The sequence below is a fragment of the Pseudomonas sp. OE 28.3 genome, assembly GCF_014268205.2.
Lineage (GTDB): Bacteria > Pseudomonadota > Gammaproteobacteria > Pseudomonadales > Pseudomonadaceae > Aquipseudomonas > Aquipseudomonas edaphica.
In genome coordinates this window covers 5,001,010-5,013,707 of sequence record NZ_CP077082.1, presented here as the reverse complement: position 1 = coordinate 5,013,707, position 12,698 = coordinate 5,001,010, and the positions used below count along the sequence as shown (strand labels likewise).

14 protein-coding genes are annotated in these 12,698 nt (G+C 60.1%); 1 reads left to right on the top strand and 13 read right to left on the bottom strand.

The features are described from left to right. Positions 1-45: 45 nt before the first annotated feature. The 12 genes from HU759_RS22385 to ccoN (HU759_RS22330) all read right to left on the bottom strand — a co-directional run bounded on the left by HU759_RS22385 (position 46) and on the right by ccoN (HU759_RS22330) (position 9,915). Positions 46-585 (bottom strand): FixH family protein, encoded by a 540-nt coding sequence (locus HU759_RS22385; RefSeq protein WP_017134808.1) that lies wholly within the window; start codon positions 583-585, stop codon positions 46-48. 17 nt (positions 586-602) lie between these two features. Continuing rightward, a complete protein-coding gene (ccoG, locus tag HU759_RS22380; protein ID WP_017134809.1) occupies positions 603-2,018 on the bottom strand; it encodes a cytochrome c oxidase accessory protein CcoG in 1,416 nt (471 codons plus the stop codon). 207 nt (positions 2,019-2,225) lie between these two features. Further along, on the bottom strand, positions 2,226-2,636 hold the full coding sequence (locus HU759_RS22375; protein ID WP_169984890.1) for a type II toxin-antitoxin system VapC family toxin: 411 nt from the start codon (positions 2,634-2,636) through the stop codon (positions 2,226-2,228). Then, complete coding sequence (locus tag HU759_RS22370) at positions 2,636-2,890, bottom strand: type II toxin-antitoxin system Phd/YefM family antitoxin (RefSeq protein ID WP_017134811.1); 255 nt, start codon at positions 2,888-2,890, stop codon at positions 2,636-2,638. Before HU759_RS22370 ends, HU759_RS22375 begins: the two co-directional genes overlap by 1 nt. A 169-nt stretch (positions 2,891-3,059) precedes the next feature. Continuing rightward, entirely contained in the window at positions 3,060-4,037 is a 978-nt protein-coding gene (ccoP, locus tag HU759_RS22365) for a cytochrome-c oxidase, cbb3-type subunit III (protein ID WP_017134812.1), read from the bottom strand. Further along, positions 4,034-4,219 carry a cbb3-type cytochrome c oxidase subunit 3 gene (locus tag HU759_RS22360; RefSeq protein WP_186617183.1) on the bottom strand — a complete coding sequence of 62 codons (186 nt, stop codon included), beginning with the start codon at positions 4,217-4,219 and terminating at the stop codon, positions 4,034-4,036. Before HU759_RS22360 ends, ccoP (HU759_RS22365) begins: the two co-directional genes overlap by 4 nt. 5 nt (positions 4,220-4,224) lie before the next feature. After that, positions 4,225-4,833, bottom strand: a complete 609-nt coding sequence (ccoO, locus tag HU759_RS22355; RefSeq protein WP_053257425.1) for a cytochrome-c oxidase, cbb3-type subunit II — start codon at positions 4,831-4,833, stop codon at positions 4,225-4,227. Next, positions 4,833-6,275 carry a cytochrome-c oxidase, cbb3-type subunit I gene (gene ccoN / locus HU759_RS22350; RefSeq protein WP_170039236.1) on the bottom strand — a complete coding sequence of 481 codons (1,443 nt, stop codon included), beginning with the start codon at positions 6,273-6,275 and terminating at the stop codon, positions 4,833-4,835. The genes ccoO (HU759_RS22355) and ccoN (HU759_RS22350) overlap by 1 nt, the downstream gene beginning before the upstream one ends. A 448-nt stretch (positions 6,276-6,723) precedes the next feature. Further along, on the bottom strand, positions 6,724-7,671 hold the full coding sequence (gene ccoP, locus HU759_RS22345; RefSeq protein ID WP_170039234.1) for a cytochrome-c oxidase, cbb3-type subunit III: 948 nt from the start codon (positions 7,669-7,671) through the stop codon (positions 6,724-6,726). Further along, positions 7,668-7,868 (bottom strand): cbb3-type cytochrome c oxidase subunit 3, encoded by a 201-nt coding sequence (locus HU759_RS22340; protein WP_017134814.1) that lies wholly within the window; start codon positions 7,866-7,868, stop codon positions 7,668-7,670. The genes ccoP (HU759_RS22345) and HU759_RS22340 overlap by 4 nt, the downstream gene beginning before the upstream one ends. Before the next feature lie 3 nt (positions 7,869-7,871). Continuing rightward, complete coding sequence (gene ccoO / locus HU759_RS22335; protein WP_017134815.1) at positions 7,872-8,480, bottom strand: cytochrome-c oxidase, cbb3-type subunit II; 609 nt, start codon at positions 8,478-8,480, stop codon at positions 7,872-7,874. 10 nt (positions 8,481-8,490) lie between these two features. After that, the gene (ccoN, locus tag HU759_RS22330) at positions 8,491-9,915 is read right to left on the bottom strand and encodes a cytochrome-c oxidase, cbb3-type subunit I (RefSeq protein WP_099548824.1); all 1,425 of its coding nucleotides are present in this window, start codon (positions 9,913-9,915) and stop codon (positions 8,491-8,493) included. A 79-nt stretch (positions 9,916-9,994) separates the two neighbouring features. Here ccoN (HU759_RS22330) and HU759_RS22325 point away from each other — a divergent pair, with 79 nt between their 5' ends. Then, positions 9,995-10,687, top strand: a complete 693-nt coding sequence (locus tag HU759_RS22325) for an alpha/beta family hydrolase (protein WP_017134816.1) — start codon at positions 9,995-9,997, stop codon at positions 10,685-10,687. A gap of 84 nt (positions 10,688-10,771) precedes the next feature. Here the strand turns inward: HU759_RS22325 and HU759_RS22320 are convergent, their stop codons facing one another. Then, positions 10,772-12,337 carry a PAS domain-containing methyl-accepting chemotaxis protein gene (locus tag HU759_RS22320; protein ID WP_056861515.1) on the bottom strand — a complete coding sequence of 522 codons (1,566 nt, stop codon included), beginning with the start codon at positions 12,335-12,337 and terminating at the stop codon, positions 10,772-10,774. Between the last annotated feature and the right edge of the window lie 361 nt (positions 12,338-12,698).

The following is a 12,698-nucleotide window of genomic DNA, read 5'->3' as shown; positions in this document are numbered from 1 at the left end:
CCACTGTGGGAGCGGGCTTGCCCGCGATGCGCGAAGCGCATGTGTTTACTTTTTCAGGTCTTCGGCACCCTGCAACGGTTCATCACCCAGCAGCAAGTCCTTGTCGTGGCTGACCTCTTCTTCTTCGAACAGGCGCCAGGTCTTGTCGCCCTCCACGCCGAGCAATTCCACGAAGCGCCGACCCTCTACCTTGTCGGTGACCTGGCCGATGTAGCGGCCGGGTTCGCTGTCACTGCGGGTCAGGTTGATCTTGCGATCCTTCTGCGGCTGGGTCGGGGAAATCAGGTTCAGTTCCAGAGTGTTCGGGTTGCTGTAGCCCGTCAGTTGCAACTCGACTTCACCGGTCAACTCGTCCAAGTGCAATTTGCCGCGCAGTTGCAGGGTCTGGGCCAGCCGCTCACGGTCCAGGGAGCGGTTGATGCCTTTGCCGGCCTCGTAGTAGTTGTCGTTGACCAGGTTGTCCGGGTTCTTCACCGCAATGGTCACCATGGACAAGGTCAAGGTCACCGAGCAGGCCAGGATCCCAATGATGATCCAGGGCCAGAGGTGCTTGTACCAAGGGCTTGCGGCAGTAGCTGCGGGCATTGTTGTGCTCTCTGTTATTAGCGGACTTGTGGGCCGATGAATCGGCTCTTGGCTTCAATGTGGACGCTGTCGTCGTCGGCATCCTTGAGGATGAATTTCACCTCGTTGGTGCTCGATGGCAGTTGCTCAGGGGCGCTGGACAGCTCTACCGGCATCGTGAAGATCTCCCCGGCGGCGACCTTGATCTCGCGTCGGCCTTGCAGCTTGAGATCCGGCAGGCCCGAGGCATCGAGCACGTAAGTGTGGTCGCGCTGGTCCTTGTTCATGATTTTCAGGCTGTAGACGTTTTCGATGCGCCCTTCGGCGTTTTCGCGGTAGAGTACGCGGTCTTTGCTGACGTCGAAGCCCACCAGCGAGCGCATGAAAAATGCGCCGGCCAACAGGCCGATCATCGCCAGCAGCACCAAGGCATAACCGATCAGGCGCGGGCGCAACTTATGGGTTTTCTGCCCGGACAGGTTGTGCTCGGTGGTGTAGCTGATCAGGCCGCGCGGGTAGTCCATTTTGTCCATGATGTTGTCGCAGGCGTCGATACACGCGGCGCAACCGATGCACTCGATTTGCAGGCCGTCACGGATGTCGATGCCGGTGGGGCACACCTGCACGCACATCGTGCAGTCAATGCAATCGCCCAACCCCTGGGCCTTGTAGTCGATGCCTTTTTTGCGCGGGCCACGCACTTCGCCACGGCGCGGGTCGTAGGAAACAATCAGGGTGTCTTTGTCGAACATCACGCTCTGGAAACGCGCATACGGGCACATGTAGATGCACACCTGCTCGCGCAACCAGCCGGCGTTACCGTAGGTGGCCAGGGTGAAGAACCCGACCCAGAAATACGACCAGCCATCGGCTTGGCCGGTGAAGAAGTCGAACACCAGCTCGCGGATGGGCGAGAAGTAGCCGACGAAGGTCATGCCGGTGACAAAGCCGATCAGCAGCCACAGCGTGTGCTTGCTGAACTTGCGCAGGAATTTGTTCGCGCCCATCGGCGCCTTGTCGAGCTTGATGCGCTGGTTGCGGTCGCCTTCGGTGACCTTCTCGCACCACATGAAGATCCATGTCCACACGCTTTGCGGGCAGGTATAACCGCACCACACGCGCCCGGCGTACACGGTGATAAAGAACAGGCCAAAGGCCGCCACAATAAGAATGCCCGAGAGCAGGATGAAATCCTGAGGCCAGAAAGTGGCGCCAAAAATGAAGAATTTGCGTTCCGGCAGGTTCCACCAGACGGCCTGGTGGCCACCCCAGTTCAGCCACACGGTGCCGAAGTACAACAAGAACAGAGCGGCGCCACCGACCATGCGCAAGTTGCGGAACAGGCCGGTAAAGGCGCGGGTGTAGATTTTCTCGCGCGAGGCGTAGAGGTCGACAGTGCTGCTGGCGTTTTTGGCAGGCGGGGTAACGTCATGTACCGGTATCTGGTTGCTCATCATTGCATCCCACGGCGGTGGAGATTTGCCTCGGCCAGTACGTGCCAACCGGGGTCAAAAACAGGGTGTTGCAGTGGCGTAATGATACGCCTCCGGTGCTGTGTAAAGGGTGCGACCTTTGGTCGCGTTGGGGGAAATCAATTGATGGTGTACGTGATCTGGATCAATTGACTTGTGAAGTATGGCCGGTTTTTGCCGGTAGGCAGGTCATTCGTCCCATGGATTGATCAGAGGCACACCGCTGGACATGAAGTCACTGACGTTGCGCGTCACCACGGTGAGCCCGTGCACCAGAGCCGTTGCGGCAATCAACGCGTCACTTTCGTTGGCCTGGTCCGGCACATGCAGATCGGCACAACGCAGCGCAACGGCGGCATCAACCGGCAGTATCCTGGCATCGAACGCTGGCATCACGTGGAGTTTGAGCCATGTTCGTAACACTTTCCCCTGAACCGGGTCTCGGCGTTCCATGCGCAGTACACTGGTTTCCAATTCCTTCAGCGTAATTGCCGAGATGAACATGCGCGGAGCGATAACACTTTTTGCCCAGGCTACTACTCTAGCGTCGGCCTGGGGTTTGCGAAGTTCGGAGATTACGTTGGTGTCGAGTAGATACATCAAGAGAGGTCCACAGGTCGGTGGGTGATCACGGCGCGTTCGGTTTCGAAGTCGATTTCGGCCGCTTCCGGCATCACCAAGAGGTCAACGATGTCGACGTTCAAACCTGTCAGTTTCTGGTAGTCCTCAATGCTTAGCAGTACATGGGCAGGCTTGCCGCGATCGGTGATAAAAACCGGACCTTTACTGGCGGCTTTTTTGGCACCACTTGTGTCTTGATTGAATTCACGGCTGGAAATGGTAGTGATGGTCATGGGGTATTCCCCTTCGGCAAATTTAATGTAGTAACGTTACTACTTTGCGTCGGCGCGCAGCAAGTGCAAGGTTCCGAATGGTCATGCGCTGCAATCGCCCCAGCCCGGCAGAAAACCAGCCCCGCATAAAAAAGCCCCGCACTGCGGGGCTTTGTCGTTTGCCGAGAGCTTACTGCTCCTCAGCCTGCTTATCCCCATGGGACAGGCTGTAAACATACGCTGCCAGCAAGTGCACCTTGTCATTGCCTTGCAGCAACTCCTGCGCCGGCATCTGGCCCTGACGGCCATAACGAATGGTCTGCTGCAATTGCGCGAAGCTTGAGCCGTAGATGAATGCACCCGGGTGGGTCAGGTCCGGCGCGCCCATTGCTGGCGTGCCTTTACCGGCCGGGCCGTGGCAGGCCACGCAGTTGGCGGCGAACAGTTTCGCGCCGTTGGCCACGTCGGCCTTGGCGCCTTCCGGCAGTTTGCGGCCATCGAGGTTAGTCACCACAAAGCCCGCCACGTCGGCCACGCCTTGTTCGCCAATGACATCGGCCCAGGCCGGCATCACCGCATGGCGGCCTTTCATGATGGTTTCCTTGATGGTGGCTGGTTCGCCGCCCCAGCGCCAGTCGGCGTCGGTCAGGTTAGGGAAGCCGTAGGCGCCCTTGGCGTCGGAGCCGTGGCACACCGAGCAGTTGGAGGCGAACAGGCGGCCACCCATCTTCAAGGCTTGCGGGTCTTTGGCGACGTCTTCAATCGGCATTGCAGCGAATTTGGCGAAGATCGGGCCGAACTTGGCGTCCGATTTGGCCATTTCCTTTTCCCATTCGTGCACGCCGGTCCAGCCGGTCTGGCCGTTGGCGAAAGGGGTTTGCTTGTCGTTGTCGAGGTAGTTATAGCCCGGCAGCAGGCCTTTCCAGTTGCCAAGGCCGGGGTACAGCGCCAGGTAGCCGAGGGCGAAGATGATGGTGCCGACAAACAGCATGAACCACCATTTGGGCAGCGGGTTGTCGTACTCCTCGATGCCGTCGAACGAGTGGCCGACGGTCTCGTCCGTCTGCTCGGTGCGCTGGCCCTTGCGGGTCGACAGCAGCAGCCAGGTCAGGGCGAAAATGGTACCCAGACTGAGGACTGTGACGTACAGACTCCAGAACGTAGTCATTCTTTGTTACTCCTAGAAGCTTGCTCGACGTGCTTGATGGCCTCGGGATCATCTGCAAAGGGCAGCATGGTCGCGTCGTCAAACTCCGACTTGCGGTGCGGGCTGAACACCCACAGCGCCAGGCCGACAAAGGCCACCATCACCACAACGGTGCCCAGGCCACGAATCATCCCGATATCCATGAAGATCACCGTTTGCTTTTGATGATGGTGCCAAGGCCTTGCAGGTAGGCCACCAGTGCGTCCATTTCGGTCTTGCCCTTCACGGCAGCGGCTGCACCGGCGATGTCTTCATCGGTGTAGGGCACGCCCAGGGTGCGCAAGACTTCGAGTTTCTTGGCGGTGTCCTTGCCGTCGAGCTTGTTTTCCACCAGGAACGGGTACGCCGGCATTTTCGACTCAGGCACCACGTTGCGCGGGTTGTACAAGTGCGCACGCTGCCAGTCATCGGAGTAACGACCACCGACACGGGCCAGGTCCGGGCCGGTCCGTTTGGAGCCCCACAGGAACGGGTGGTCCCAGACGCTTTCCCCGGCAACCGAGTAGTGGCCGTAGCGTTCGGTTTCGGCACGGAACGGACGGATCATTTGCGAATGGCAACCCACACAGCCGTTGGCGATGAACACGTCACGGCCTTCAACTTCAAGCGCTGGGCGCGGCTTCATGCCTTCTACGGGTTTGTTGGTCACGTCCTGGAAAAACAGCGGAACGATCTGGGTCAGGCCGCCGATGCTCACGGCGATGACCATGAAGAAGGCCAGCAGGCCGATGTTCTTCTCGACTACTTCATGCTTCATCAGTGAGCTCCCACAACGGCGATCTTGGTGGCGGCTTCGGCTTCTACCGGGTCGGAAGCACGCACGGTGCGCCAGACGTTGTAGGCCATGAACAGCATGCCGCTGGCAAAGAACGCACCACCGATGGCGCGGACGATGTAGCCCGGGTGGCTGGCTTGCAGCGCTTCGACGAAGGAGTAGGTGAGGGTGCCGTCATCGTTGATCGCACGCCACATCAGGCCCTGGGTGATGCCGTTGACCCACATCGAGGCGATGTAGAGCACGGTGCCGATGGTGGCCAGCCAGAAGTGGGTGTTGATCAGCCCGACACTGTGCATCTGCGCACGGCCGAACAGTTTGGGGATCATGTGGTACAGCGCGCCGATGGAGATCATCGCCACCCAGCCGAGGGCGCCGGCGTGTACATGGCCAATGGTCCAGTCGGTGTAGTGGGACAGGGAGTTGACGGTCTTGATCGCCATCATCGGCCCTTCGAAGGTCGACATGCCGTAGAACGCCAGCGACACCACCAGAAAACGCAGGATCGGGTCGGTGCGCAGCTTATGCCAGGCGCCCGACAGGGTCATCATGCCGTTGATCATGCCGCCCCAGCTTGGCGCCAGCAGGATGATCGACATCGCCATGCCCAGCGACTGCGCCCAATCCGGCAGCGCGGTGTAGTGCAGGTGGTGAGGACCGGCCCAGATGTACAGGGTGATCAACGCCCAGAAGTGCACGATGGACAGGCGATACGAGTAGATCGGGCGTTCGGCCTGCTTGGGCACGAAGTAGTACATCATCCCCAGGAAACCGGTGGTGAGGAAGAACCCCACGGCGTTGTGGCCGTACCACCACTGAATCATCGCGTCGGTCGCCCCGGCATAGGCCGAGTAGGACTTGAACCAGCTCACCGGCAGGGAAGCGTGGTTGACGATGTGCAGCATCGCCGTCACCAGGATGAAGGCACCGTAGAACCAGTTACCGACATAGATGTGCTTGGTCTTGCGCTTGACGATGGTGCCGAAGAACACCAGGGCGTAGGTCACCCAGACGATGGCGAGCAAAATCGCGATCGGCCATTCCAGCTCGGCGTATTCCTTGGTGGTGGTGTAGCCCAGCGGCAGGGTGATGATGGCGCCGAGGATTACGGCTTGCCAGCCCCAGAAGGTGAAGGCGGCGAGGCCATCGGAGATCAGTCGCGTCTGGCAGGTTCGCTGCACGACATAGTAGGAAGTGGCAAATAACGCACAACCACCGAAGGCGAAAATCACCAGGTTGGTGTGCAGCGGGCGCAGGCGGCCGAAGGTCGTCCAGGGCAAACCGAAATTCAATTCCGGCCACACCAGTTGCGAGGCGATAAACACCCCGAGCCCCATGCCAAGGATCCCCCAGACCACCGTCATGATGGCGAACTGGCGGACGACCTTATAGTTATAAGCAGTCGGACTGATTGCTGTGCTCATTCTAAGGTTCCACGGTTTAGGTTTTTTTATAGGTAAAATCGGCCGCAAGTATGTAGAAAGCGAGGGGCCATTGCAACGCAATGACTGACCTGTATCAATGCGTTCCGAGCCAGATTCTGCGCCCTTTCCATGTTTTACGTAGGGACAAAATCGGAAATGGAAAGCTGATCAAGTGGACAGGAATTTTCAGGGGCGCAACGAATACCGTCGCGTAGGCCAGGATTGGTCCACTGTGGGAACAAGCGTAGACCCGAAAGTGAGGAGGGGAAAGTTGGACTTGGGAAGGGTGCGACACTTGGTCGCGAGGTGAACCTGTGGCGAGGGAGCTTGCTCGCGCTGGAGTGCGTAGCGCTCCCAGGATTTTGGGGCCGCTTCGCAGCCCAGCGGGAGCAAGCTCCCTCGCCACAGTTAAGCGGGCCTCCCCTGATCAGGGGGAGGCATTCAGCAGTTACTCAGGTTGGCTTTCTGGCGTTGCGCCATCAGCGGTGTGGGACAAGCTGTACACATAGGCCGCCAGCAGGTGCACCTTGTCATTGCCTTGCAATACATCCTGCGCCGGCATCTGCCCTTGGCGACCATGGCGGATGGTCTGCTGCAACTGGGCCAGGCTGGTGCCGTAGATGAAACCGGCGGGCTCGGTCAGGTTCGGCGCGCCCATGGGCTCCATGCCGTGGCCTTGTGGGCCGTGGCACGCCACGCAGGTGGTGTTGAACGCGGCTTGGCCGGCTACCAGGTCGGCCGTGTTGTCAGCCGGCAATGGCAGCTTGGCCAGGTCATGCCGCACATAAGCGGCGACGTTCTTAACGCCGTCCTCACCGAGGATTTCACCCCAGGCCGGCATTGCCGCATGGCGCCCGCTCATGATCGTGGCCTTAATCGCCTCAGCCGAGCCGCCCCAGCGCCAGAGGTTGTCCGCCAGATTCGGGAAACCATACGCGCCCTTGGCATCCGAGCCGTGGCACACCGCGCAGTTGGAGGCGAACAGGCGCCCACCCATTTTCAGCGCCTGCGGGTCTTTGGCCACTTCTTCCACCGGCATGGCCGAGAATTTGGCGAAGATCGGCCCGAACTTGGCATCAGCCTTGGCCATTTCCTTGTCCCATTCCTTGGTCTGGGTCCAGCCGTCTTCATAGCCCGGCAACACGCCTTTCCAGTTGCCAAGGCCCGGGTAGAGGATCAGGTAGCCGACGGCAAACACCAGGGTTCCGGCGAACAGCATGAACCACCACTGGGGCAGCGGGTTGTCGTATTCCTCGATACCGTCGAAGGCGTGGCCCATGGTCTGGTCCACGCTGCCCTTGGTCTCGCCCTTGCGGGTGCCGATCAGTAGCCAGGTCAGGCCGATCAGGCTGCCGAGGGTCAGTACGCAGATCCATGTACTCCAGAAGGTAGTCATGGGCGGGTGCTCCTTGTTGCAGGCTCTTCTTGAGCGTCGGATGGAGAAGGTTCATCGGCAAACGGGAGCAGGCGGGCCTGCTCGAAGTCCGCATTGCGCCGGTTGTTGAACACCCACAGCGACAGGCCGATAAAGGCGATGGCGACCACCAGCGTGCCAAGGCCGCGGATGGTGCCCGCATCGAATTCAAATCCCATGGCTCACCTCTTGCTCTTGATGGCAGTGCCGAGCACTTGCAGGTACGAAACCAGCGCGTCCATCTCGGTCTTGCCCTTGAGGCTGGCGACGGCGCCACTGATGTCGTCGTCGGTGTACGGCACGCCGAGGGTGCGCATCACCTTCAACTTGGTCTCGGTGTGGCTGCTGTCGACCGGGGCCGTGACCAGCCATGGGTAGGCTGGCATTTTCGACTCCGGCACCACGTTGCGCGGGTTGTACAAGTGCGCGCGGTGCCAGTCGTCCGAGTAACGTGCGCCAACGCGTGCCAGGTCCGGCCCGGTGCGCTTGGAACCCCACAGGAACGGGTGGTCCCACACGCTTTCACCGGCTACCGAGTAGTGGCCGTAGCGCTCGGTTTCGGCGCGGAACGGGCGGATCATCTGCGAGTGGCACTGCACACAGCCTTCGCGGATGTAGATGTCGCGGCCTTCAAGCTGCAGCGCGGTGTAGGGCTTCATGCCTTCCACCGGTTTGTTGGTGACGTCCTGGAAGAACAGCGGGACGATCTGGGTCAGGCCGCCGATGCTCACGGCAAGCACCATGAGCAGCATCAACAGGCCGACGTTCTTTTCAATCGTTTCGTGTTTCATCATCGACTCCTCAGGCCAGCTGCGCAGTGGTAGTGGCTTCGACAGGTTGCGCCGAACGCACGGTGCGCCAGGTGTTGTAAGCCATCAGCAACATGCCGCTGAGGAAGATCGCACCACCCACCAGCCGCACGATGAAGCCAGGGTGGCTGGCCACCAGGGTTTCGACGAAGGAGTAGGTCAAGGTGCCGTCTTCGTTGACCGCACGCCACATCAGGCCCTGGGCGATGCCGTTGACCCACATCGAAGCGATGTAGAGCACGGTGCCGATGGTGGCCAGCCAGAAGTGCGCGTTGATCAGGCCGAGGCTGTACATCTGCTCGCGGCCAAAGACTTTCGGGATCATGTGGTACAGCGCGCCGATGGAAATCATCGCTACCCAACCCAGCGCCCCGGCGTGTACGTGGCCGATGGTCCAGTCGGTGTAGTGGGAGAGGGCGTTGACCGTCTTGATGGCCATCATCGGCCCTTCGAAGGTCGACATGCCGTAGAAGGCCAGGGAGACCACGAGGAAGCGCAGAATCGGGTCGCTGCGCAACTTATGCCAGGCGCCCGAGAGGGTCATCATGCCGTTGATCATGCCGCCCCAGCTGGGTGCCAGCAGTACCAGTGACATCACCATGCCCAGCGACTGTGCCCAGTCCGGCAGCGCGGTGTAGTGCAAGTGGTGGGGGCCGGCCCAGATGTACAGGGTAATCAGCGCCCAGAAGTGCACGATGGACAAGCGATAGGAATACACCGGACGCTCGGCCTGTTTGGGTACGAAGTAGTACATCATCCCCAGGAAGCCTGCGGTGAGGAAAAAGCCTACCGCGTTATGCCCGTACCACCACTGCACCATCGCATCCGTCGCACCACCATAGGCCGAGTAGGACTTGGTCCAACTCACTGGCAGGGACGCGTGGTTGACGATGTGCAGAATGGCCACGGTGATGATAAACGCACCGAAGAACCAGTTGCCGACATAGATGTGCTTGGTCTTGCGCTTCATCACCGTGCCGAAGAACACCACACCGTAGGCGACCCAGACCACGGCGATAAGAATGGCGATCGGCCATTCCAGCTCGGCGTACTCCTTGGATGTGGTGTAGCCCAGTGGCAGGCTGATAGCGGCCAGCACAATCACAAGCTGCCAGCCCCAGAAGCAGAACGCGGCGATTTTTGGCGCGAACAGCTGGGTTTGGCAGGTGCGTTGCACCGAGTAAAACGAGCTGGCGAACAGTGCGCAGCCACCAAAGGCAAAGATCACTGCGTTGGTGTGCAGCGGGCGCAAACGGCCGAAGCTGGTCCAGGGTAAATCGAAGTTGAGCGCAGGCCATACCAATTGGGCGGCGAGAAAAACCCCGAGCCCCATGCCGACGATGCCCCACACCACCGTCATAATGGCGAATTGGCGGACCACCTTGTAGTTATAGGCGGTACTTAAAGTAGTGTTCATGGTTCCCCATCCACGGTTCAACCCAAGCAAATGCGGCACTTGGGCTGGAGTTATAGGCAGACTAAAAAGCGAGGCAAGCATGGGCAAAGAGCACAAGGCCAGTATTGACGGGGATCAATGGGCGCAGTGTGTACGGGAACATGGCTGGTTGTGGAATGCCGCGACGGGGTCTATCGCGCGTGCGCCGGCGACACTGATCCTGGCCCACGGCGCCGGTGCACCGATGGACTCAGCCTTCATGGGCGACATGGCTGCACGCCTTGCCGGGCATGGTGTGAACGTGTTGCGCTTCGAGTTCCCGTACATGGCTCAACGCCGCGTGGACGGCGGTAAACGCCCGCCGAACCCGGCGCCGAAACTGCTCGAATGCTGGCGCGAGGTGTATGCCGAGGTGCGACGTCATGTCGCTGGGACGCTGGCGGTTGGCGGCAAGTCCATGGGGGGGCGCATGGCCAGTTTGTTGGCCGATGAGCTGGGGGCTGACGCGCTGGTGTGTTTGGGTTATCCGTTTTATGCGGTGGGCAAGCCGGAAAAACCTCGAGTCGAACATCTGGCCGGGTTGAAGACGCCGACGTTGATTGTGCAGGGCGAGCGCGATGCGCTGGGTAATCGGGCGGCGGTGGAAGGGTATGCGCTGTCACCGAGCATCGAGGTGATGTGGCTGGTGGCGGGGGATCATGATTTGAAGCCGTTGAAGGCTTCGGGGTTTGGTCATGAGCAGCATTTGGAGGCGGCTGCGGTGAAGGTGGCTGGGTTTTTGGGCGCCTGTTAGGGCCCCATCGCAGGCAAGCCAGCTCCCACATTTTGAATTGTGAATACCTTCAAATGTGGGAGCTGGCTTGCCTGCGATAGCGATTTACCGGTTAAAACGTTCTACCAGCGAATACTGGGTATTGGCGGTGTGCGTCAGCTCCTCACTCAACTGCGCCGAGTTCATCGCCTGTTCCGAGGTCTGATCCGCCAACAGCGCAATCGTGCTGATGTTACGGCTGATCTCTTCGGCTACTGCGCTTTGCTCTTCGGTAGCGGCAGCGATTTGCGTCGTCATGTCGGTGATATTGGCCACCGCCTCACTGATGCCCACCAGCGCCTGATCCGCCTCCATCACCCGCGCCACACCTTCTTCGGCCTGGCGATGCCCGGCGTCCATGGTTTGCACGGCCGCCGCTGCGGTGTGTTGCAGCTTGGCGATCAGCGTATGGATCTGCCCGGTGGACTCGGCAGTGCGCTGCGCCAGTTGGCGAACTTCGTCAGCCACCACCGCAAAACCTCGGCCCATCTCACCGGCGCGCGCCGCTTCGATGGCCGCGTTCAGTGCCAGCAGGTTGGTCTGGTCGGCAATGCCTTTGATCACATCGACCACACCGCCGATTTCATCGCTGTCCTTGGCCAGTTGGGTGACGGTCACACCCGTCTCGCCCACGGCCACCGACAGACGCTGGATCGCCTCGCGGGTTTCCCCGGCGATGTCGCGGCCGCGACCGGTCAGGCGATTGGCTTCCTGGGTGGCGTCCGCCGTGCGCTGTACATGGCTGGCGACTTCCTGAGTGGTCGCTGCCATCTGGTTGACCGCCGTGGCTACTTGTTCGGTCTCTACACGCTGGCGTTCCAGGCCGCTGGAACTGTTATGCGCCAAGGTATTGGACTGCGCCGCTTGGTCGTTCAGGTGTTCAGCCGTGTCTTGCAAGCGTGTCAGACAGGTCTTCAGCCGCGCTTCCTGGCTGAGAATCGACATCTCCAGCCGCGCCTGCGCGCCTCGGCTGTCGGTGTACATCTGCGCGATCAACGGGTCAGACGTGGTCTGCTCGGCCAAACGCAGCAAACGCTTGAGGCCGCGCTGCTGCCAGCTCAGGCCCAGCAGGCCCAGTGGCACCGACAGGCCCGCCGCCAGGGCAAAACCCCAGTGGGAATTGAGCGATGCACCAATCATAAAGCTCAGCTGGCTGACCAGGATAAACGGCAGCCAGTCCTGCAACACCGGCAGCCACTTGTCGCGCTGCGGCACGGCGGACTTGCCCTGGTTGATGCGTTGATAGAGCGCTTCGGCCCGGCGGATCTGCTCGGCGGTGGGCTTGATGCGCACCGATTCGTAGCCGATCACCTGGTTGCCGTCGAAGACCGGCGTCACATAGGCGTTAACCCAGTAGTGATCGCCGGTCTTGCAGCGGTTCTTGACGATGCCCATCCATGGCAAGCCTTGTTTGAGCGTGGACCACATGTGCGCGAACACAGCCGACGGAACATCCGGGTGACGCACCAGGTTGTGCGGCGCTCGGACCAGTTCGTCGCGGGTGAACCCACTGATTTCGACAAAAGCGTCGTTGCAGTAGGTGATTACACCTTTGGCGTCTGTGGTGGAGATCAACCGTTGCTGAGCGGGGAAGGTACGTTCGCGCTGGGTAACGGGTTGGTTATTACGCATGGTTGTTCAATCCGCAAGGCTTTCAGGGGTTATCGGCCGTGGCGAGGCTTTATTTAGCCTATTTTTGTAATAGTTAGCAGGTAGGCCCACCGCACCGCCGATCTAGTCGTCAGGCGCATGCGGTGATGGCTAAAGGCTATTCCGCCGCCGCTGGCGTGCTCGTCTTTTTTGTTTCTAGTTTTATTATTGTAAGATTTTCTTTAGCATAGGCGGGTTGGTGCCTAGCGCCAAAAAACCTTATGGATTGCGGTCGTAGCGACGATTTCGGAGTCTCCTTGCCTGAGGATCGGCTCTCGCGAAGCTTGCGGTTTGGGGTGAGCAGAAAACATCAGGCGGTCACGCGAACAATGTGTATCGCGCG